Raw genomic sequence first — 22928 nt, 5'->3', positions numbered from 1 at the left:
AGCCACCCGAGGGTGGCTTCCAGTTAAAAGCTAAGCCTTAAGCTCCGCCGCCGCCGCCAGCTGCCACCACAGTGCAACCACTTGGAGCATACTTCGCCTCGACATTAGTCGAGCAACTCCAAGTACCGCCTGCAGCACCGTCGCGAGTCCAAGTGAACGTCTTAGTAGCGATTGCAGTTGCAGCACTGTTACCGAATGTGCCGATTAACGTAGAATCCGCGGCAGCCGTCTCACCGATAGTGACGTCAACCCCACCTAATTTTTTAGCGGTATCATCACCAATATTAGCTAGTGCCGCACCCAGCAAGCTGCTACCTGTGAAGCCTATTGAGCATTGAGTTGCAGTAGGCGTTGCTGTTGGCGCAACTGGGGTCAATCTACCTTCCAACAGACAGGTCTCTACGATAGTTTTCAATGCACCGATCTCTGTCATCACACGAGAGACCTGTGACTTAGCAACATAAGTTTGATATTGCGGTAGTGCTACTGCAGCTAAAATACCAATGATCGCTACTACGATCATCAATTCGATAAGGGTGAAACCTTTTTGTACTGACTTTTTCATAAAAACTCCGAAAGAGTAAGGGTTGGTAAAAAGCATTTTTGTTGGATAACACCGAGTATGAGGCAATCGCTATGCCAACTGGATACATAGGCTGCACAATCGGTATTTACGGGTGCTTTACACCTGAGCGCACTCAAACAACTTATAAAAACAGCACACAAGGCGACGCAAAAGCTACAAAAGTGACATTTTTTGTCGGAAAAGCTTCCAGCTTTAGTAGCGCAAGGATAATAACCAAAACTGCGCCAAGGGCATTAACAACTGCTAAAGTTAGGTTACTATTGCAAGCATTCACGCTGACAACTCCGCATTCAAGTAGGCTCGACAACGATGACAACCCAATCTGCTCCTCTGCTTAATGGCCTGGCAAGACGCCTGGTAGCCGACAATCTGCTAGAGCTCGATATCGCCAGCAAATCAGTAACCATGGCAAAAAAAGAAGGGGTTCCTTTCGTTCAATTGTTGGTGTCAAGAGGATTGCTGGATGCGCGCACCATTGCGCGCATCGCGTCTGAGGAGTTTGGCTCTCCCGTTTTTGATCTGGACTCACTAAATAAAGACACAATCCCTTTAAAACTGGTTGACGAAAAACTGATTCGTAAGCACCAAACGCTGCCCATTGCACGGAGAGGGAACCGATTATTCCTAGCAGTTACCGACCCTACTGACTTGCACGCGCTAGACGAGATAAAGTTCAACACCGGTATAAACACCGAGGCCGTGCTAGTTGAAGCTGATAAATTAAAAATCGCGATAGAGAAATACCTAACATCCCAAGAAGAAACACTCGGTGATGCGCTGGGAGGGTTGGATGACAACCTGGATGATTTGGACATCCAATCTGTTAATGAGGCAGCCAATAGTGATGATGAAGCGGAGGCTGACGAGGCCCCCATTGTAAAATTCATCAATAAGGTGCTTCTGGATGCGATAAAAACAGGCGCGTCTGATATTCATTTTGAACCTTACGAGAAAACCTACCGCATTCGCTTTCGCACCGATGGCGTATTAACCGAAATGTCCCGCCCGCCGGTTAACTTAGCGGGAAGGATGGCGGCTCGCTTGAAGGTTATGTCGCAAATGGACATATCCGAGCGCCGCCTGCCGCAAGATGGCCGGATTAAACTTAAAGTATCCAAAACGCGGGCTATCGATTTTCGTGTAAATACCTTACCTACACTTTTCGGTGAAAAAATTGTATTGCGTATTCTTGATCCAAGCTCAGCAAAACTGGGAATCGATGCACTTGGCTATGAAGATAACCAAAAACAATTATTCATGGATGCGTTAGCCCAGTCGCAAGGAATGATTTTGGTCACCGGCCCTACCGGTAGCGGTAAAACCGTATCGCTCTACACGGGGCTTAATATACTGAACACACATGAAGTGAATATCTCGACTGCGGAAGATCCCGTAGAAATCAACCTTGAAGGCATCAACCAAGTACAAATGAATGCAAGAGTAGGCCTCACCTTTGCCGAAGCACTGCGCTCGTTCTTACGGCAAGACCCGGATGTCATCATGGTGGGGGAGATTCGAGACTTGGAAACCGCCGAGATCGCAATTAAAGCATCGCAAACAGGCCACTTGGTTTTATCCACCTTGCATACAAACTCGGCACCAGAAACATTAACTCGCTTGCTGAACATGGGAGTTCCAGCATTTAACGTTGCCACTAGCGTCAGCTTGATTATTGCGCAGCGCCTCGCGCGGCGCCTGTGTCCAGCGTGTAAAAAAGTAGCTACAGATATTCCCGATGACATACTCACCGCAGAGGGATTTGACGAAATAGGTATACCGCGCGCAGAATTCCAACTCTTTCACCCTGTTGGCTGTGAAAAATGCAACGGAGGTTATAAAGGACGGGTTGGTGTATATGAAGTAGTTCGCATCACCCCGCTGATTGCCAACCTTATAATGGAAGGAGGCAATTCACTGCAAATTGCGCGTGCCGCGAAGGAAGCTGGCTTTAATAACCTTAGGGTATCCGCATTGCGCAAAGTGGCAATGGGATTAACCAGCCTCGAAGAGGCCAACCGAGTAACCAAGGATTAATTCCATGGCATTAACCACAACCAGCAAATCGGCTAGCGCCGCAGTTAGCAAAGCAAAAGTAAAGTCTGTGCCCACTACAAATACCTATACCTACAAAGGTGTAGACAAAAAGGGCAATAAAATTCAGGGCGAAATCAATGGCGGCAGCCCAACAATTGTTAAAACCCTTCTTGCCAAACAAGGCATAACGGCAAAATCTGTCACGAAAAAAGGAAAGCCTCTATTTGGATCAAGCGGAAAGGCCATTAAACCCGCAGATATTGCCGTTTTTTCCCGTCAAATGGCCACCATGATGAAAGCTGGTGTTCCACTGGTTCAGGCGTTCGACATAGTTGCAGACGGGCTTGAAAATCCAAACTTGAAGAAACTCGTTCTGCAAATTAGAGACAGCGTTGCCGCAGGCGGAGGTTTTGCAAACTCATTAAAAGATCATCCTAAATATTTTGATGAATTATTCTGCAACCTTGTTGACGCTGGTGAACAAGCCGGTGCTCTTGAAACCATGCTCGACAGAATTGCCACCTATAAAGAAAAAACCGAAGCATTAAAAGCCAAGATCAAAAAAGCGCTGACTTATCCCATCGCAGTTGTGATTGTGGCCATTGTTGTGACAGGCATACTGCTCGTTAAGGTTGTACCGCAATTCGCAGAAACATTTAGCGGTTTTGGCGCCGAACTTCCGGCTTTTACCTTATTTGTTTTACACCTATCAGAGCTTGCGCAGGCATACTGGTTAATAATACTTGTTGGGATGATTGGTGGATTTTTTCTCTTTAGAGAAGCCGCTCGTCGCTCATCGGCAGTGGCATATGCAATAGACAAATATCTTCTCAAACTACCCATTATAGGTAAAATTCTTTACTTGTCTGTTATGGCTCGTTTCGCACGTACACTTGCGACCACATTCGCTGCAGGCGTACCGCTTATTGATGCACTGACTTCCGTAGCCGGCGCAGCAGGAAATAAAATCTACTCTGACGCGATAATAAAAGTTCGCGAAGATGTATCAACCGGCATACAACTGAATACTGCACTCAAAGCACGCGCCATTTTTCCTACATTATTGATACAAATGGCCGCTATCGGTGAAGAATCTGGCGCCTTGGATGCAATGCTGGACAAAGTGGCGGTGTATTACGAAGAAGCCGTAGATAACATGGTAGACACGCTCACTTCTCTCTTAGAGCCTATCATTATGTCTGTACTCGGCGTTTTAGTGGGCGGACTGTTGATTGCTATGTACCTCCCAATCTTCCAACTCGGTGCGGTTGTCTAAACGTGACGTTATTTTCAGCTTTACAAGCCTATCCACTTTTAGGAATGGCTTGCACTTTAGTTCTCGGCTTGCTCGTGGGTAGTTTTCTAAACGTTGTTATTTATCGTCTACCCAAGATGATGGAACGCGACTGGCAAAATCAATGTCGCGATTTCTTAGCCAATGATGGCGATATTGCGTCACTCCCGACTAACGATGCAAAGCAGGAACCATTTAATTTAATGGTTCCTGTTTCTCGCTGCCCTCACTGCGGCCACAAGATAAAACCGTGGGAAAACATTCCTGTCATTAGTTATTTGTTTTTACGTGGAAAATGTTCCAATTGTAAGGCCAAGATTTCTATTCGTTACCCCAGCATTGAATTAGTGACAGGCTTACTGTCTATCGCCGTTATTTATTATATTGGTGTTAACTGGAATGGCTTGGCGGCACTCATATTTACCTGGTCGCTTATCGCTTTGACTATGATCGACTTTGACACCTACTTACTGCCTGACGATATTACCCTTCCCCTGCTTTGGCTCGGCTTAATCGCCAATAGTTTTGGCGCATTTACGGATTTGCCCAGCGCACTCTGGGGGGCTATAGCGGGTTACTTGGCGCTCTGGTCGGTGTATAAACTGTTTAAACTGCTAACGGGTAAAGAGGGAATGGGTTACGGCGATTTTAAATTACTCGCCGCGCTCGGTGCCTGGATGGGCTGGCAAATGTTGCCGCAGATTATTTTGCTGTCGTCGCTTGTGGGCGCAGTGATTGGTATCGGTATGATTGTTATTCGTGGTCGCGATAAAAATATCCCCATTCCCTTTGGCCCCTATCTAGCCATCGCCGGCTGGATTGCCTTTATCTGGGGCGACACCATCAATCAATCCTATTTAAAACTGTTTGTCGCCCACTAGGTGGTATAAATGCCTCTGATTATTGGGCTCACAGGCGGCATTGGCAGCGGCAAGTCTGAAGCGAGCAACAGATTCATCGCGCGCGGTATACAGGTTGTTGATGCGGATATAGTCGCGCGCGAAGTAGTTGCTCAAGGAAAGCCGGCATTAGCAGAGATTGCCGCTCACTTTGGCGCAGACATTCTTGATGACGCTGGCAATCTCAACCGCGCCAAGCTGCGCGCCATTATCTTTGCCGACCCAGCAGAAAAACACTGGCTCGAAGCCCTATTACACCCGATTATTAACGCCGAAATTCGCCGCCAACTTGCCAATGCCACCAGCCCCTACGCGATTCTTGCGTCGCCGCTGTTACTGGAAACACAACAATATCAATTAGTGGATCGCATTTTAGTAATCGATACTAGCGAGCAACTGCAATTGGAGCGCGCCACTCAGCGCGACAAAAACAACGAGGCGCAAATCAAAGCCATTATGCAAACCCAGCTCACGCGCCAAGAACGTTGCGCAAGAGCAACTGACATTATTGAAAACCACGGCAGTATTGACGCCTTGGAAATCCAAGTTGAACGGCTGCATCAACTTTATCTTGAATTGGCGCAGTCCAGCGCAGAATCACACACTCAAACAAACTGACTCATTATGCACAATACATCGTCCGACTCTGACCTGACATCGCTCAAACTCGCCTGCCCCAGCTGTAAAAAAACAGTGCTCTGGAATGATGACTTTCCTCATCGCCCCTTCTGCAGTGATCGCTGCCGTCTGATTGATTTAGGTGAATGGGCGAGCGAAAACCATCGCATCGCGGGGGACAATTTGGATATTAATTCAGAGGATGAACAGCATCAGTAATCGCTGCCCTACTGAACTCAGAGCGCAACTTCTACCTTTCACCGACCAGCTACCACCAAGCACTAATGCCCGCAACACCCTGTGCGCCGCACGAGCGCGCAACAGTTAAATGTTCATCGCCAACTCCGCCCAAGGCATAGACAGGCACATTTGATTGCTCTACAAGCGCGGCAAACAGCTCCCAGCCCAATAGCTGCGCGGATGGATGAGAGTGGGTCGGCAATACTGGCGATAAGACGAGATAGTCTGCACCTATCTGTTGTGCATGAATAATCTCTTCTGCATTGTGACAGGAAACACCAAACAACACCTGCGCAGCAACAGGCCGCTGATGTATAGCCACAGCATGATGGCTATTGAGATGTAATCCTATATGTTGTTCAGGGCGAGAATTTGCAATTCGAGTAAATTCAGCGAGAGAGCAATTAACAACTAAACGCGCACCGGCTTGGTTAACCGCTGCCAGCGTCTTATTCAGCAACGGCCGATGCGTATTCAAATTAAAATCGCCAATACGCAACTGCACTATAGATAAGCCTTGTGCCAACGCCTTGTTTAATCGCGCAATAAAATCATCTTCATCGCGATAAGTGCCGCTAATCAGATATTTTTCCGGCAGATTAATCGCAGAAATAATCGGGCGATTCGCAGCGGGAAATTCAAAGCTCGGCAGCGCTTTGGCATCTACCCACTGAACAGGCTGACCTTCATTGCCCACCGGAACACCCGAGAATTGGGTGACTTTGTGCACATCCAGCAAAACGGATTTATCTGGGTAGTGATGGCGAATTTGAATAAGCGGCTGACTGGCGAGCACATTAATCGCAAGCTCTTCATGCAATTCACGCACTAGCGCTTGCTCAATTGTTTCGCCAGCATCGACCTTACCGCCAGGAAACTCCCACAAGCCACCTTGATGGGCGCTTAGCGGACGTTTGGCGATAAGAATTTTGCCGTCAGCATTTACAATCACACCAACGGCAACATGCAGTAATTTAGTCACGATGAAATGCAAAACAATTAAGAGCGGTAGTCCGCATTGATGCGCACATATTCATAGGAGAGATCGGTCGTCCACACAGTTTCAGCAAAGTCGCCGCGGCCCAAATTGATATTAATCGCAATTTCAGCTTGGCTCATCACCGCTTGCCCCTGCTCTTCCGTATAGGTTTTTGCACGGCCGCCGTTTTCAACGATTAGCGTATCGTTCAAATGCACACGAACTTTGGTCGCATCCAAATCAGGCACGCCAGCATAACCGATTGCCGCCACAATGCGCCCCCAATTAGGGTCTGAAGCAAAAAGTGCAGTTTTAATTAAGGGTGAATGCGCCACGGCATAGGCGACATCCAAACACTCATCGCGATTAGCACCACCACTGACTGCAACCGTAACAAACTTGGTTGCGCCTTCGCCATCACTAACAATGCTTTTAGCAAGATGCACATGCGCAGCGAGAATAACTTCACGCAATTTTTCGTAGAGTTCGCCACTGGCAGTATTCACCTCGGGCAGATCCACCTGACCGGTAGCAATTAAAATGCAAGAGTCGTTAGTCGAGGTATCGCCATCAATAGTAATGCGATTAAACGATTTATCGGCAGCTTCACGAGCTAACTGTTGCAGCAATTCTTGCGAAACTTTTGCATCAGTGGCGATATAACCGAGCATGGTCGCCATATTGGGCTTAATCATGCCCGCGCCTTTGGAGATACCATTAACGGTAATCAGCTTACCTTGATATTCAAACTGCTGACTAAAACCCTTGGGGCGTGTATCGGTGGTCATAATGCCAGCGCCCGCATCTTCCCAGCCATTTTCATTCGCCTTTTCCAATGCCTCAGGAACTACCGCAATAATTTTTTGCACCGGCAATGGCTCACCAATAACGCCCGTTGAAAAGGGCAGGACTTGCTCAGGCTTAACTCCCGCGCGCTCAGCAATTGCAGCGCAGGTCGCTTTGGCATCCAGCAAACCTTGTTCACCAGTACAGGCATTGGCATTGCCCGAGTTGATTATCAAAAAGCGAATAGGCTGTGCCGCCAAATGTTCTCTGCAGACAGTCACCGGTGCCGCGCAAAAGGCATTTTTTGTAAACACACCGGCAACACTACTGCCTTCGGCCAGCTCAAATAAAACCACATCGCGGCGACCGACTTTTTTAATTCCGGCGCTCACTGCGGTTAATTTCACACCCTTTACTGGATGCATGTGCGGAAATGGATATTCACCTACGGCCATAATATAAATCTCGATATTTGTTCAGAATCAATTTTCTAATAAGAAAGCCTAGCCAAATGCACAGAGCCTCGCAATTGCGAGGCTCTGGTGGAAAACATTACTCTAAAGCACCGTGACAACTTTTGAATTTTTTCCCAGAGCCACAAGGGCATGGATCGTTGCGCCCTACTTTACGACCTTCGCGCACCACTTGATTTTGTGGCGCTGCCCGTTGGGCCTCAGGTTGCCCCAAGGACGAAAGTTCATCGTGACGCAGCTGCATTTTTTGACGCGCCAATTCCTCGCGACGTTGATTTTCCATCTCTTCCATTTGTTCGCGTGAAATAGGTTCAACCCGCGCCATTAAATGTACAGTTTCTCGCTTCACCGTCATCAATAAACTTTGGAAAAGTTCAAATGCTTCACGCTTGTATTCCTGCTTAGGATTTTTTTGCGCATAGGAGCGCAAATTAATTCCCTGACGCAGATGATCCATAGTGGCAAGGTGATCTTTCCAAGCATTATCCAACACCTGCAACATAACTTGCTTTTCAATCTCAAACATTATTTCGCCAACACGCTCACACTTCGCATCATACGCGCCCTGAATTTCAGCAAGGATTTTCTTGCGCAACGTTTCTTCATGCAGGCGAGTATCTTCTTCCAACCATTTGGCGATAGGCAGACGCAGGCCAAAATCGCTTTCAATTTGTTTTTCCAGACCAGGAATATTCCATTGATCTTCAATTGATTGCGGCGGAATAAATTCACTTACCAAATCATCAACTACTTCTTCGCGCACGGCAGTAATGGTGTCGCGAATTGAATCTGCGTCTAACAATTCATTGCGCTGATGATAAATAATCTGACGTTGATCATTGGCAACATCATCAAACTCAAGTAATTGTTTACGGATATCAAAATTGCGCCCTTCCACTTTACGCTGCGCCTTTTCGATAGCGTTGTTAACCATGCGGTGCTCAATTGCCTCACCTTTTTCCATCCCCAATGCCTGCATAAAATTACGCACACGCTCGGATGCAAAAATACGCATTAAGTTGTCTTCTAAGGACAGATAAAAACGCGTTAAACCCGGATCACCTTGGCGCCCCGCACGACCGCGCAACTGATTATCGATACGGCGCGACTCATGACGTTCGGTGCCAATAATGTGTAACCCACCCGCAGCCAACACGGCTTCATGGCGAATTTTCCATTCAGCTTTAACTGCTGCGATTTGCTCTGGCGTTGGATTTTCCAACTTTGCAACATCTGATTCCCAGCGTCCTCCCAACACAATGTCGGTACCGCGACCGGCCATATTGGTGGCGATAGTTACCGTAGCTGGGCGCCCAGCCTGGGCAATAATTTCAGCTTCTTGAGCGTGAAATTTTGCATTGAGCACTTGATGTTTAATGCCTGCAGCAGTCAGGCGGCGCGACATTTCTTCCGACGTTTCAATCGATGCTGTACCTACCAAAATAGGGGCATTTTTAGTTTGAAATAATTTAATGTCTTCAACAATGGCAAGGTATTTTTCTTCGAGCGATAAGAAAACCTTATCATTCATATCCAAACGCTGCACAGTTTTATTGGTAGGAATTACCACCACATCCAAGCCATAAATTTCACGGAACTCATAGGCTTCGGTATCGGCCGTACCGGTCATACCGGATAAGGTTGGGTAGAGACGGAAATAATTTTGAAAGGTAGTAGACGCAAGTGTCTGACTTTCGCTTTGAATTGCCACACCTTCTTTAGCTTCAATCGCCTGATGTAAACCTTCCGATAAGCGACGCCCTGGCATAGTACGGCCAGTGTGCTCATCAATTAACACTACCTGCCCCTCCTGAACAATGTATTCAACATTGAGATGGAAAAGCGCATGAGCACGCAGCGCAGAATTGACGTGATGCAACAGCGAAAGATTATTCGCGGCATAAAGATTTTGATCTGCTTGCAGCAAGCCAGCTTGAATTAATAAATCTTCTACTTTTTGATGGCCGTCTTCGGTCAATTCAACCTGACGTGATTTTTCATCGACCGTAAAGTGACCAGGGTCGCTAATCACTCGACGATCACCATCCTCCCCGTTATCAATTTGGCGCTTCAGCTTTAGTACCAACTGATTAACGCGCTTATACATCTCCGCACTATTTTCTGCTGCGCCAGAAATAATAAGCGGGGTACGCGCTTCATCGATAAGGATCGAATCTACCTCATCGATAACAGCAAAATTAAGTTCGCGCTGAACTTTATCACGCTTACTAAGCGCCATGTTGTCGCGCAGGTAATCAAAACCGTATTCGTTATTGGTGCCGTAGGTCACATCTGCGGCATAGGCTGCACGTTTAACCGCTTGTGGCTGCATAGATTGAATAACACCCACCGTCATTCCGAGAAACTCGTACAACGGCATCATCCAGTTAGCATCACGACTTGCCAAATAGTCATTCACTGTAACTATATGGACACCTTTTCCCGTCAATGCATGAAGATAACTAGGCAGTGTAGACACCAAAGTTTTCCCCTCACCGGTACGCATTTCCGCAATACGCCCTTCGTGCAGAGTCATACCGCCAATCATTTGCACATCAAAGTGGCGCATACCAAGAACACGATGCCCAGCTTCGCGCACTGTTGCAAAAGCTTCCGGTAACAATTGATCAAGGGTTTCACCTTTTTGAAAACGCTCGCGAAATTCTGTTGTTTTTGCCTTCAGTTGATCATCACTGAGCTTTTGCATATCTGGCTCAAGCGCATTAATACGCTGCACAACTTTATTCATGCGCTTTAGCTCACGCTCATTTTTTGAACCAAAAACTGCCTTGATTAACTTACCGATCATTTTTTAATACCGTAAAAATTCCATAGACTGAATACATTTTGCACAGCGAAATACAGGCGAAATAACCTAGAAGTACCCTAAGGTAAGGCTGGCAAGTAAATAGGAAGGAGCCGAGTAAAGCAAGAACGAAATATGCTTCTCAGCTGAAGAGATGATTTTAGCGATTAGTGCGGCGGATATAGCTGGCTGGATCTACTACGCGACCATTTTTGTAGACCTCAAAATGGACATGAGGCGCTGTTGATCGCCCCGTTGATCCCGACAGGGCAATCACTTGTCCCTTTTTTACAACATCACCCGCCTTAACAAGATTAGTGGTGTTGTGCGCATAGCGAGTAACCAACCCGTCGCCATGTTTAATTTCCACCATATTGCCATATTCAGGATGACGCCCAGCCCAATTCACCACACCGGCAGCTACCGTGCTAACTTTGCTGCCTTGGCGTGCAGTGAAATCAATACCCGAATGAAATGCAGTCTTACCGGTAAATGGATCTTTGCGGTAGCCATAGCGAGATGAAACCCAAGCATTGGCGACAGGAGCACCAGACACAAGTGTCTCTTGTTGCAAGCTACGGTTGGCAAGTAGGGACTCTATTGTGTTGAGCTGCTGTTCGCGACTGTCAACTTGCTGGGAAAGTAGATCTATTGCAGTGAAAAAATCGGGCGCAGAATAAAGCGTTTCCGGACTGGATTTAGAAGGGCCGCCGAGTGCTGGAATTTGGCTGAAATCAAACTCGCCTTGCTCTAAGTTTGCCGCAGATGTGAGTTTTTCACCAAGGGCATCCAAGCGCATTAATCGTGCCTGCAACTCCCCCATTTTACTTGTTAGCGCAGCGATTTGTGCTTCTGACGCTGCTCGCTCCTGCTCAATTTCAGACTCTCGTGCAGAGAGAATGTCCATCCAGGCTTTAGTATCAGTGTTAAAAAAGCCATCCCGCTCATCAGATACCAGCCAACTATAGCCCCAGGCGCCAACAAAAGTGGGAATTCCCAACAGACACACAGACAGAAACGCGCGTGTCCACCCACCCAAGGTGAAACTGCGAGCTTGTGCATGGTCTTTGTTGACGATAATAATCTTCATTTGGAAATCTACTTTTTTATAGGTTAAAAAACCATTCACCTCGGGTCTTGCCCGATGAGTTTTCGATAAAAAATTCGACTCTCAGATCGCGTTTCACCCTCGGGTGAAACGCAGTTGGACATCCAATGAAAACACTTTCACCTTATTAAATAACTAATAAAAAGTGTTTTAAATCAGCCAGTTACAACAGTTTCTCAGAAGAAATGTGGCAGTGCGGAGATTCCTTGCAATACGCCTAAAGCGGCATAAGCTCGAAATATCGCATAGATAGGAAGGGTTTAACAAGTGTAAATTTAGCCGTCGTTTAAAAATTAGACATAATACCGAAGCCTATCAGGCAGCGGCTATTGGAGGCATATAAGCGATGGGTACCTGCTGCCCCTCTTCAAAAGTCACTATCTCCCACGCATCTGGCTGCTCAATCAACAGCCTTAAGGCGCGATTATTAAGTGAGTGGCCTGACTTATGCGCTCTATATTCACAAATCAAACTATTGCCGAGCATATACAAATCGCCGATGGCGTCGAGCACCTTGTGCTTCACAAACTCATCATCAAAGCGGAGACCGTCTTCATTAAGAATCTTGTATTGATCCACTACAATTGCATTATCCATACTGCCGCCACGGGCAAGCCCCTTGGAGCGCAAGTATTCAATTTCATGCATAAAACCAAAGGTACGCGCACGACTGATATCTTTGACGAAGGTTGAGCTGGAGAATTCCAGCTCAGTCTGGGGACGACGATCTTTAAATACAGGGTGATCAAACTCGATAGAGAACGAGACTTTGAAGCCATCGAAAGGAGCAAAACTGGCAAATTTATCGCCATCTTTCAATGTTACTTCTTTTTTAATACGAACAAACTTTTTGGGCGCATTCTGTTCCTGAACACCGGCAGATTGAATCAAAAACACAAAGGGACCGGCGCTGCCATCCATGATCGGAATTTCAGGCGCATTTAATTCGACAATCGCATTATCTATACCCAGCCCAGCCATAGCTGACATCAAGTGCTCAACAGTAGAGACCCGAACATCATCTTTAATCAGGCAGGTAGAAAGTGTCGTTTCACCTACATTTTTAGCGGTTGCTTTGATTTCTACCGGCGGATTTAAATCCACCCGGCGAAAAACTATGCCCGTATCGACTGGAGCTGGTAACAGGGTTAGATGAATTCGATCACCCGTATGAAGCCCTACTCCAGTCGTACGTATCGCATTTTTAAGCGTTCGCTGTTTGATCATTTCAACCCCTTACTCGTCTCACCGCTTCAATACCGCACAACAGGTACGGCCTGATTTTCGTGGGCATATTACCAATCAGAGAAACCACGAACCAGTTAAAACTGGCAATCTCCCCTATAGCTAAAAGCCGATTAATCAGCTTGGCGACGCAAGAATGCAGGAATATCAAGATACTCCAACTCTTTGTCGCCCAAAGGTGCAGCCAACGCAGCTGCACTGGATGACTGTGCGTTAGCGCGCAAATGTGCAGGGCGATCAAGTGCCGCATAATCAACAGGCGGCGAAGTACGACGAGTGTTATCGACAACTTTGGTTGGAGTTGGCTTAGTTTCTTTTAGTGGCGCAACAGCGCTAGCAATAACACCCAAACCAGTTGCAACTACCGTCACACGCAATTCATTGGTCATTTCTGGATCGATTACAGTACCCACCACCACGGTAGCATCGCCGGAAGCAAACTCTTCAATAATGTTACCGACTTCAGAGTATTCACCGAGTGACAGATCAATACCAGCAGTGATGTTCACCAAGATGCCGCGCGCACCCTGCAAGTTCACATCTTCCAACAACGGACTGCGAATAGCGGCTTCAGCTGCTTCACGCGCACGATTTTCGCCAGTTGCGCGGCCAGTTCCCATCATCGCCATACCCATTTCCGACATGACAGTTCTTACGTCAGCAAAGTCTACGTTGATCATACCTGGGCGAATAATCAAATCCGCAATACCCTGCACAGCGCCCAGCAATACATTGTTTGCAGCCTTGAAAGCATCGAGCAAGCTAGTTGATTTTCCCAAAACCGACAGCAGCTTTTCGTTCGGAATTGTAATTAGAGAGTCAACGCGTTCGCCCAACTCTTTAATACCCGCGTCAGCAATCAACATGCGCTTTTTACCTTCGAAAGGAAAAGGCTTGGTGACGACAGCAACAGTCAAAATACCGAGATCACGTGCTACTTCTGCCACCACCGGTGCCGCACCCGTACCTGTACCACCGCCCATACCGGCAGCGATAAACACCATATCGGCACCGCGCAATACTTCGGCGATGCGCTCGCGATCTTCCATCGCTGCTTGACGACCAATTTCCGGATTGGCTCCAGCACCCAAACCTTTGGTCATGGTGTTGCCGAGCTGCAACACAGTGCGCGCATCTATATCTTTCAATGCTTGCGAATCGGTGTTGGCGCAAATAAATTCTACGCCTTCAATTTTACTCGCGATCATGTGTTTAACTGCGTTTCCGCCGCCACCACCAACACCGATCACTTTGATTACTGCGTTTTGATGAATGCTATCAACTAATTCAAACATGGCCACACCCCTTTTGTTTCCCTTGACTCAATCTGTGAAATAAATTTGGTTAAAAATTGCTCTGAAATATTTTTTTAATCTTGCTGAAAATTGAACCTTGCGATTCTTTGGCGGTGGACGATGCACGCCCACTGCCCTGTTGTTGCTTCATGGCGTAAATCAGTAAACCTACACCCGTTGAATAAATGGGATTATTCACAATGTCGGACAAACCGCGAATATTTTGCGGGGCACCGAGCCTGACCGGCATATGGAAAATTTCTTCGGCCAATTCGATAACACCTTCCATTTTGGAAGTGCCACCGGTCAAAACAATACCCGCTGCAATTAAGTCTTCATAACCACTGCGGCGCAGCTCCGCCTGAATCAAGGTAAACAATTCGTCGTAACGCGGTTCAACAACTTCCGCCAATGCTTGGCGAGATAAATCGCGCGGTTGGCGATCGCCAACACTCGGCACTTTAATGGTTTCATCTGGACTGGTTAGTTTAGCTAGCGCGCAGGCATATTTAATTTTGATTTCTTCAGCATTAGGAGTCGGAGTGCGCAATGCCATGGCGATGTCATTGGTCACCTGATCACCCGCAATCGGAATCACTCCGGTATGACGAATCGCACCGTCTTTAAAAATCGCGATGTCGGTAGTACCACCGCCGATATCAACTACACAGACACCCAGCTCTTTTTCATCGTCGGTTAACACCGAATAACTTGAAGCCAACTGCTCCAGAATGATGTCTTCAACTTCCAAACCACAGCGACGAATACACTTTTCAATGTTTTGTGCCGCATTGACTGCGCAAGTCACCAAATGCACCTTAGCTTCCAAGCGCACACCCGACATTCCCAAAGGCTCTTTTACGCCGTCTTGATCATCAATTAAAAACTCTTGCGGTAAAATGTGCAGGATTTTTTGATCCGCAGGAATCGCAACTGCTTGTGCGGCATCGATCACGCGCTCCAGATCCTGGGAAAACACTTCGCGATCCCGAATTGCCACAATTCCATGCGAATTCAAACTGCGAATGTGACTACCGGCGATTCCCGCATAAACAGAGTGAATTTGGCAACCGGCCATTAACTCCGCCTCTTCCACTGCGCGTTGAATCGATAAAACTGTCGATTCGATATTCACCACCACCCCTTTTTTCAATCCATTGGAACGATGCGAACCTATACCTACAATTTCCAGCTGCCCTTCTGGGGTAATCGCGCCGACGATAGCAACAACTTTGGATGTGCCTATATCCAAGCCTACGATCATTTTGTTGTCGCTAGCGTTTGCCATTCATAAACCTCTTTTGCCAGTAGTTAGCCAATTCAAGCAACTGGCAATTTTCTTAATCAATTAATTGTGTGGAATAACCGAGGCTGCTGGAGTGGGCAAACTTACTTGCGCTTGGCTTTTTATGTACTTTTTTGCCATCGCAGAGTCTGTTACCCAACGCACCGCAACTCCGTTTGTGTATCGCAAATCTATCGCTTTTACATCCTGCCAAACATTACCCAAATGCGTGTCGTATACAGTAACAAATCTACGCATTTTTTCCATCACTTGATCGCGTCCAAGTGCAATTTCTACATGATTTTTTATCGTTAAACGCCATGATTTTTTGTTATCGCACTTTAATGCGATCACTTCCAGTCCACGCGAGCGCAAAAGCTGGGATAAATCCTGATATTGCTGCAAAATTTCTGGCGCATCCGCTTCACTTCCTTGCAACCAAGGCAAGCCCGAAAGCTTGCTTGCCTCATCAATCAAAACAATCTCTCCACGCTGATTTAAAAAACCATCCCCCCACCGGGCAATCGGTTTTTGCTCGGAAACCTTAACAACTAAGGTGTCCGGCCAGCGGCGATTTAACGTCACACTTTCAACCCAAGGATCGCTAAGCAATGCATTTTTTAGTCGCATCAAGTCAAGCTGTAAAAAGTCATCGTCAATTTCGTTGCCGATAAGCTCAGTCGCGCGCTGTTTTGTGATGAAATTAAATTCCCCTTCCACTACCACGCTTTTAATCGGCCGCTCAAACACTTTGGCAACAGGGCCACTCACCCAATAGATTCCAAAACACAGTGCGATTACAAAAATAACCGTACCCAATTTGCGATTCACCCAAGAAAAACGCCATGAGTACCAAGCGTTGTTTCCGGATTGCGCGCTTGTTTGCCTCGGCTCTCGCTCTCTTCGCCCTTGCGGTGATGCCTTGGCATAACCACGTTCACGTTTTGCAGCCCCATCTTGCCTAGCAACGGGCAAATCAGGCGCGATATAGCGCGATGACGAACCTTCCAATAACACATCGCGCACTATGCGCGTCTCCGCAACTGGCTCATTGTGATTATCGTGCGTCGCTTCAGTAGCGCGATTGCGCCGCGCCGATTTCACCGCTTCAGCGTCGCGCCGTTCAGCACCTATGCGCGGCTCGATGCGTTCGCCTCTCATATCACGCATATTTTTTCACGCAGCAATTAGTCATTACACTTTTACCGCAAGACTTGCGCACAACACTTTAAGTACTAATTCTGCAAATGACAGACCGACGGCCTTGGCTGCCATTGGCACCAAACTATGGCTGGTCATTCCCGGCGCAGTATTGACTTCAAGCAAATAGAAATTGCCCTGCATATCGGCCATAACATCCACTCGCCCCCAACCACGGCAGCCGACAGCATTAAATGCATTGAGCGCGAGCGTTTTTAATTCCTGTTCTTTCTCAGCAGATAAACCGCAAGGGCACAAGTAACGAGTATCGTCAGCAATATATTTTGCGTTGAAATCATAAAACGTATGGTCAGTTTCCAATTTGATTGGCGGCAATGCCTCACCATCCAAAATAGCGACTGTGTATTCAGCCCCCACAATCAATCGCTCAACCAATACACTGCCTTGGTATTGCGCTGCTTTTTGGAATGCCGTTTCCAATTCGGCCGCAGTATTCACTCGCGACATGCCGATGCTGGAACCCTCATTGGCGGGCTTTACCATTACATCGCCACCCAAAGTGGCCAGTACTTTGGCAAAATCCGAACCTTGGGTGAGCACCGCAAATTCCGGAGTAGACAATCCCTGCCGCCCATTGATATCAATGCCGCGCCACAATTGTTTGGTGCGCAACTTATCCATTGCCAAGGCCGATGACGCAACATCGCTGCCGGTGTAAGGAATATTTAAAAATTCAAGCAGCGCTTGGATGCGGCCATCTTCACCGCCGGGGCCATGCAATATCAGAAAAGCGCGATCAATTTTTGCCGCTTGGATATCGGCAATAATGTTATTGCCCACATCGATTGCAACATGATCAACGCCTGCTTCAACCAACGCTGCGATCACCGCTGCGCCACTTTGTAGCGAAATTTCCCGTTCAGCCGACAAGCCACCAAAGAGCACACCTACACGGCCCAATTGTAGTTTTAACGTTTCGCTAATCGGCAGAGTTACTGCTTGCATCACTTCATTAACCTCTAACGCAATTGTCGTTTTGCTAATTCAGGGGATAAAACACCCACATTACCTGCGCCTTGAGTAATCACTATGTCACCCGCGCGCACTATGTCTTTTACTATTGCGGGAACACCGTCTACCGTTTCCACAAAAATCGGTTCGATCACACCGCGCGCGCGAATACTGCGGCAGAGATGACGGCTGTCTGCACCGGGAATTGCATCCTCACCCGCGCTGTACACTTCCAGCATCACCAACGCATCTGCAGTCGAAAGTACTTCAACAAAATCTTCATAAAGATCGCGGGTACGTGTATAACGATGCGGTTGATAAATCATGACTAAACGGCGATCCGGCCAGCCATCGCGCACCGCCTTAATCACAGCAGCAACTTCGCGCGGGTGATGACCGTAATCATCCACCAACATGGCTTCACCATCTCCCACGGGGAAGTTGCCGTAAACTTGAAAACGGCGACCAACACCCTGGAAATTTTCAAGGCCAGCTTGAATCGCTTCGTCACTGATCCCTTCATCAGTCGCCACAGCAATAACGGATGTTGCATTCAACACATTGTGAATGCCGGGAATGTTAATGCGAATATGCAACGGCTTTTCATGGCCTGGACGCAACACATCAAACTCGGAATGCATTTTGTCTTGTTTGATGTTGATTGCGCGGAAGTCGCAGTTATCACTAAAGCCGTAAGTCAAAATCGGACGCGACACATCTGGAATAATGTCGCGGATCACCGGGTCTTCACCGCAGAGCACTGCCAAACCATAAAACGGCAAGTTGTGCAAAAATTCGATAAAGGTTTTTTTCAGTTTGGAAAAATCGCCGCCGTAAGTTTCCATATGGTCTGCATCGATATTAGTCACAATCGCAACCATCGGTTGCAAATGTAAAAACGATGCATCGCTCTCATCGGCTTCGGCGACTAAATAGCGGCTCGCACCGAGTTGCGCATTAGTACCGGTACTATTAACCAAACCGCCGATAATAAAAGTCGGGTCTTGTTTTGCCGCAGCCAAAATGGAAGCCAACAAACTAGTCGTGGTGGTTTTGCCGTGCGTACCCGCAACGGCGATGCCGTGGCGATAGCGCATTAATTCGCCCAACATTTCGGCGCGGCGCACAATCGGAATGCGCGATTCGCGCGCGCCCAGCATTTCCGGATTGCTCTCATTCACTGCGCTGGAGTTCACCACCACATCAGCATCGCGCACGTTATCCGCTGAATGACCGATAAATACTTTTGCGCCCTTGTTAGCCAAACGCGCAGTGACGCTCGACTCTTTAATATCCGAACCAGAAATTTCGTAACCTTGATTCAACAACACCTCGGCAATGCCACTCATACCGGCACCACCAATCCCAATAAAATGAATGCGGCGAATACGGCGCATTTCCGGCACACAATGACCAATGGATGTCTGCATAGAATTATCCACGGGCTACCTCCTCACAAATATCAGCCACTTGCGCAGCAGCATCTGGCTTGGCCAATTGCTGTGCTTTTTCCGCCATCGACATCAAGTGATTACGGTCAGCTAATTCGGTTAATAACAAGGCGGCCAATTTTTCCGCCGTTAAATCTTTTTGCACCAGTGCAATACCCGCACCGGCTTCTGTTAAATTTTTTGCATTAAATGTTTGATGATCATCAATAGCGCTCGGCAGTGGAATTAAGATTGATGCCGCACCAGCCATCATTAATTCCGATACAGTCAATGCACCCGCGCGACAAATCACCAAATCCGCCCAAGCGTAAGCAGCAGCCATGTCATCAATAAACTCCGTTACTTTGGCATTAACCTGATGCTGCATATATAAAGAAGTGGTCGCTTCTGCATGCCCCTTACCGGTTTGATGCCAAACTACCGGGCGCGATGCAATTGGCAATTCAGCCAAGGTTTTTGGCAACAATTCATTAATCGCTTTTGCGCCCAAACTGCCGCCCACCACCAACAACTGTAAGGGCATTTTTTGTTGTGCGCGCTCGTCAAATCGACCTTGTACAGATGCAATATTTTTTATTTGCGTGCGCACCGGATTGCCAACAACCTGTTCGCGCCCCGCACTGCCAAATGCATGCGGAAATGCGGCTAACACTTTATTGGCAATTTTGGCCAATAAACGATTGGTTGTTCCCGCTACCGCATTTTGTTCGTGAATAACTAATGGTTTGCCCAACATTTTTGCTGCCAAGCCACCAGGGCCGGAAGCAAAGCCACCAAACCCCAACACAACATCGGGATTGATTTGACGAATAATGCGTACTGCTTGCAGCAAGGCATAAAGAATTAAAAACGGTGCTTTCAGCAATCCGATAACACCGCGACCGCGCACGCCTTCCACTTTAATTAAATGCAGAGGAATATTGGCTGCTGGCACTAAACGGTTTTCTATTCCGCGCCCAGTTCCCAGCCAATTGATAGTGGCGCCCCGTGCACGCAATTCATCGGCAACAGATAGCGCAGGAAATACGTGGCCACCGGTACCACCCGCCATAACTAATACGGATATTGGTTGTGCAACTGGCGCACTCATGTAGTGACCTCCATTAAACTTCTGCGTGAAGGTTTTGATACTTCTGGCACCGCTGGGGTAAACCCGGCAAGCTCCCACTGCACTCGTGTTACAAATGCCATCAACACACAACAGATCAACAAACTACTGCCGCCATAACTAATAAACGGCAAGGTCAAACCTTTGGTTGGCAGCAATCCAGATGAAACACCCATATTGATAAAGACTTGAAACGAAAACAAAATCGCAATGCCAAATGTCGCCAAGGCAGGAAACATTTTTCCAGCTGCCAAATTTTGTTTTGCCACATTGAAAATACGCAGGATCAACGCACCAAAAATTCCTAACAGCGCAATGGCGCCAATCAAACCAAACTCTTCGGCAATAATGGCAAAAATAAAATCGGTATGGGCTTCAGGTAAAAAGAACAACTTCTGTAAACTGTTCCCCAATCCCAAACCAAACCACTCACCGCGACCAAAACCAATCAGCGATTGAGTCAATTGGTAGCCGGTGTCAAATTGATCTGCCCAGGGGTCAAGAAAGGTAATCAAGCGCTGCATACGATAAGGTGAAAGCACCGCTACCGCAGCCAAACCGCCAACACCAATAATGATCAGCAACAAGAAATGCAACATGCGCACACCGGCAATAAACATCATTGCAAATACAGTTGCACTCAATACCACTGAGCTACCAAAATCTGGTTCGAGCAATAACAGACCAACAAATACACCAACAACCATCAAGGGCTTTAAAAAGCCTTGCCAGCCAAAATGTAATTCTTGATAACGGCGCGCAAAAAAACTAGCGAAAAATACCACCGCACAGAACTTGGCAATTTCGGAGACTTGAATCGAAATTACACCCAGACCGAACCAGCGCTGACTGCCGTTAACTTTTTTTCCAATGCCGGGAATCAACACAATGACCAGCAGGAAAAAAGTCAACAGTAAAAAATGCCCTGAATATCGCTGCCACACACTCATCGGTACGCACACAACGAAAATTGCCAGCAACATACCGAGCAGCATATAAACGGCATGACGTTTGGCAAAAAACCATGCGTCGTTATAGGTCAATGCCGCAAAAGAAACAGACGCGGAGGCCACCATAATTAAACCAATCGACATCAGTGCCAACCATAAGCACATGAGTGTCCAGTCAATACGCTGGCTCAAGGGGATTTGGTTAATATGGGTGGTGGCGTTAATCATGACGCGATTAACTCCTGCACAGCCAAACAGAATTGCTCACCGCGATCTTCGTAATTTTTAAACATATCGAAGCTGGCACAGGCGGGGGATAACAACACCGCATCGCCAGAATTTGCAGAGGCAAACGCTTTATTCACTGCATCCTGCATTGAGTCGGCATACATAATTGCCGCAGCATCACCAATAGCTTCAGCGATAACAGGTGCATCGCGACCAATCAAAATAACTTTGCTATTAATCGCACGCAATGCAGGTGTCAGTTCGGTAAAATCTTGCCCCTTGCCTTCACCACCTAAAATCACAATCAGGTGTTGCGGGTTGCGCGCCAAACCTTGAATCGCCGCGAGAGTTGCGCCTATGTTGGTACCTTTTGAATCGTTATAAAATTCCACCGCATTTTTTTCGGCGACAAATTCACAGCGATGACGCAAACCAGCAAAACGCTTCAAGGTAGTCAACATGGCATCCATAGGAATACCCGCTGCATCACCTAGTGCCAACGCAGCAAGTGCGTTGTCCATATTGTGACGACCACGAATTTTTAATTCTTTTGTAGCCATTAATGGTGTGAGATTTTTTGCGAGGAACTCCTCGCCATCCTGGATCAAACCGAAACCACCAAAATCCGCATTACCACCAAAAAAAACAGGTTTAACAGCTGCGGCCAATGGAGGATGTGTCAGCACATCTTTACGGTTAACAACAATATGTTCAGCACCAAAATACACGCGCAATTTGGCGAGAATATAGGCGCGCATATTTTCGTAGCGATCCAAATGATCAGCACTGATATTCAAAATTGTCGCCACTTTTGCATTCAGTTTGGTGACGGTTTCCAATTGAAAACTGGACAGCTCCATTACATACAGTTCAACGGAATCATTTAATAATTCCAATGCAGGTGTACCCAGATTGCCACCCACCGCAACATTGATGCCCGCGGTTTTAGCCATTTCACCAACCAATGTAGTGACGGTACTTTTGGCATTGGAACCGGTAATAGCGACTATCGGCGCTTTTGCGGCACGCACAAATAATTCGATATCGCCTACAACTGAAACACCTGCTACTTTTGCTTGTTCAATGGCAGGCGTTGCGATTGCAATACCGGGGCTGACAATAACTTCATCGCAAGCGAGCAAGGTATCTACATCCAGCTCACCGCAAATAATCGAAACTCCTGGAAATTCCTCCTGCACTTTTGCAAGATTGGGCGGATTGCTGCGAGTATCCAATAATACAAATGCCTGCCCTTGCGCCGCCAAAAAGCGCGCAACCGACAAACCGGTAATGCCGGTGCCGATAATCGCTTTTACTTTGCTGGTGGCAATCATTTGGCTCACAGTTTTTTCTCTCTTGTATTCTTGTATC

19 protein-coding genes are annotated in these 22928 nt (G+C 47.2%); 5 read left to right on the top strand and 14 right to left on the bottom strand.

The features are described 5' to 3' along the window. Nucleotides 1–37: 37 nt before the first annotated feature. Nucleotides 38–565, bottom strand: coding sequence for a pilin (locus AWU77_RS05945; protein ID WP_062060307.1), 528 nt, complete (start codon nucleotides 563–565; stop codon nucleotides 38–40). A 330-nt stretch (nucleotides 566–895) separates the two neighbouring features. Between AWU77_RS05945 and pilB the strand changes: the two genes are divergently transcribed. Genes pilB through yacG form a run of 5 tightly spaced genes read left to right on the top strand, consistent with a single transcriptional unit; the run spans nucleotide 896 to nucleotide 5650 of the window. After that, nucleotides 896–2620: a type IV-A pilus assembly ATPase PilB gene (pilB, locus tag AWU77_RS05940; RefSeq protein ID WP_062060305.1), complete on the top strand. Its 1725-nt coding sequence runs from the start codon at nucleotides 896–898 to the stop codon at nucleotides 2618–2620. 4 nt (nucleotides 2621–2624) lie between these two features. After that, nucleotides 2625–3896 carry a type II secretion system F family protein gene (locus AWU77_RS05935; RefSeq protein ID WP_084618128.1) on the top strand — a complete coding sequence of 424 codons (1272 nt, stop codon included), beginning with the start codon at nucleotides 2625–2627 and terminating at the stop codon, nucleotides 3894–3896. Nucleotides 3897–3898: 2 nt separating this feature from the next. Then, the gene (locus AWU77_RS05930; protein WP_062060303.1) at nucleotides 3899–4795 is read left to right on the top strand and encodes an A24 family peptidase; all 897 of its coding nucleotides are present in this window, start codon (nucleotides 3899–3901) and stop codon (nucleotides 4793–4795) included. Nucleotides 4796–4804: 9 nt separating this feature from the next. Next, nucleotides 4805–5431: a dephospho-CoA kinase gene (coaE, locus tag AWU77_RS05925; RefSeq protein ID WP_062060301.1), complete on the top strand. Its 627-nt coding sequence runs from the start codon at nucleotides 4805–4807 to the stop codon at nucleotides 5429–5431. Nucleotides 5432–5437: 6 nt separating this feature from the next. Next, nucleotides 5438–5650 carry a DNA gyrase inhibitor YacG gene (yacG, locus tag AWU77_RS05920; RefSeq protein ID WP_062060299.1) on the top strand — a complete coding sequence of 71 codons (213 nt, stop codon included), beginning with the start codon at nucleotides 5438–5440 and terminating at the stop codon, nucleotides 5648–5650. A 49-nt stretch (nucleotides 5651–5699) separates the two neighbouring features. On the opposite strand, the gene AWU77_RS05915 is transcribed toward yacG, so the two are convergent. The 13 genes from AWU77_RS05915 to murD form a co-directional block, all read right to left on the bottom strand. Then, nucleotides 5700–6653, bottom strand: coding sequence for a Nudix family hydrolase (locus tag AWU77_RS05915; RefSeq protein WP_202966628.1), 954 nt, complete (start codon nucleotides 6651–6653; stop codon nucleotides 5700–5702). 17 nt (nucleotides 6654–6670) lie between these two features. After that, nucleotides 6671–7891, bottom strand: a complete 1221-nt coding sequence (gene argJ, locus AWU77_RS05910) for a bifunctional glutamate N-acetyltransferase/amino-acid acetyltransferase ArgJ (RefSeq protein WP_062060297.1) — start codon at nucleotides 7889–7891, stop codon at nucleotides 6671–6673. A 97-nt stretch (nucleotides 7892–7988) separates the two neighbouring features. Next, on the bottom strand, nucleotides 7989–10718 hold the full coding sequence (gene secA, locus AWU77_RS05905; protein WP_062060295.1) for a preprotein translocase subunit SecA: 2730 nt from the start codon (nucleotides 10716–10718) through the stop codon (nucleotides 7989–7991). 157 nt (nucleotides 10719–10875) lie between these two features. Then, on the bottom strand, nucleotides 10876–11805 hold the full coding sequence (locus AWU77_RS05900; RefSeq protein WP_062060367.1) for a M23 family metallopeptidase: 930 nt from the start codon (nucleotides 11803–11805) through the stop codon (nucleotides 10876–10878). A gap of 333 nt (nucleotides 11806–12138) precedes the next feature. Continuing rightward, on the bottom strand, nucleotides 12139–13050 hold the full coding sequence (gene lpxC, locus AWU77_RS05895; protein ID WP_062060293.1) for a UDP-3-O-acyl-N-acetylglucosamine deacetylase: 912 nt from the start codon (nucleotides 13048–13050) through the stop codon (nucleotides 12139–12141). Between the two features lie 131 nt (nucleotides 13051–13181). Further along, nucleotides 13182–14363, bottom strand: coding sequence for a cell division protein FtsZ (gene ftsZ, locus AWU77_RS05890; RefSeq protein ID WP_062060292.1), 1182 nt, complete (start codon nucleotides 14361–14363; stop codon nucleotides 13182–13184). 49 nt (nucleotides 14364–14412) lie between these two features. After that, complete coding sequence (ftsA, locus tag AWU77_RS05885) at nucleotides 14413–15651, bottom strand: cell division protein FtsA (RefSeq protein ID WP_062060290.1); 1239 nt, start codon at nucleotides 15649–15651, stop codon at nucleotides 14413–14415. 60 nt (nucleotides 15652–15711) lie between these two features. Continuing rightward, nucleotides 15712–16818 (bottom strand): cell division protein FtsQ/DivIB, encoded by a 1107-nt coding sequence (locus AWU77_RS05880; RefSeq protein ID WP_062060288.1) that lies wholly within the window; start codon nucleotides 16816–16818, stop codon nucleotides 15712–15714. A 24-nt stretch (nucleotides 16819–16842) separates the two neighbouring features. Continuing rightward, the gene (locus tag AWU77_RS05875; RefSeq protein WP_062060285.1) at nucleotides 16843–17814 is read right to left on the bottom strand and encodes a D-alanine--D-alanine ligase; all 972 of its coding nucleotides are present in this window, start codon (nucleotides 17812–17814) and stop codon (nucleotides 16843–16845) included. Between the two features lie 14 nt (nucleotides 17815–17828). Next, nucleotides 17829–19250, bottom strand: a complete 1422-nt coding sequence (gene murC / locus AWU77_RS05870) for a UDP-N-acetylmuramate--L-alanine ligase (protein ID WP_062060365.1) — start codon at nucleotides 19248–19250, stop codon at nucleotides 17829–17831. Between the two features lie 4 nt (nucleotides 19251–19254). Continuing rightward, nucleotides 19255–20361 carry an undecaprenyldiphospho-muramoylpentapeptide beta-N-acetylglucosaminyltransferase gene (gene murG, locus AWU77_RS05865; protein WP_062060283.1) on the bottom strand — a complete coding sequence of 369 codons (1107 nt, stop codon included), beginning with the start codon at nucleotides 20359–20361 and terminating at the stop codon, nucleotides 19255–19257. Next, complete coding sequence (ftsW, locus tag AWU77_RS05860; protein ID WP_062060281.1) at nucleotides 20358–21557, bottom strand: putative lipid II flippase FtsW; 1200 nt, start codon at nucleotides 21555–21557, stop codon at nucleotides 20358–20360. Before ftsW ends, murG begins: the two co-directional genes overlap by 4 nt. Then, nucleotides 21554–22891: a UDP-N-acetylmuramoyl-L-alanine--D-glutamate ligase gene (gene murD, locus AWU77_RS05855; RefSeq protein ID WP_062060363.1), complete on the bottom strand. Its 1338-nt coding sequence runs from the start codon at nucleotides 22889–22891 to the stop codon at nucleotides 21554–21556. Before murD ends, ftsW begins: the two co-directional genes overlap by 4 nt. Between the last annotated feature and the right edge of the window lie 37 nt (nucleotides 22892–22928).

Source organism: Cellvibrio sp. OA-2007, from assembly GCF_000953825.1.
In the GTDB taxonomy this organism is placed as follows: Bacteria; Pseudomonadota; Gammaproteobacteria; order Pseudomonadales; family Cellvibrionaceae; genus Cellvibrio.
Note: the sequence above shows the minus strand (reverse complement) of the source record. Positions and strands in the feature narration are given on the sequence as shown.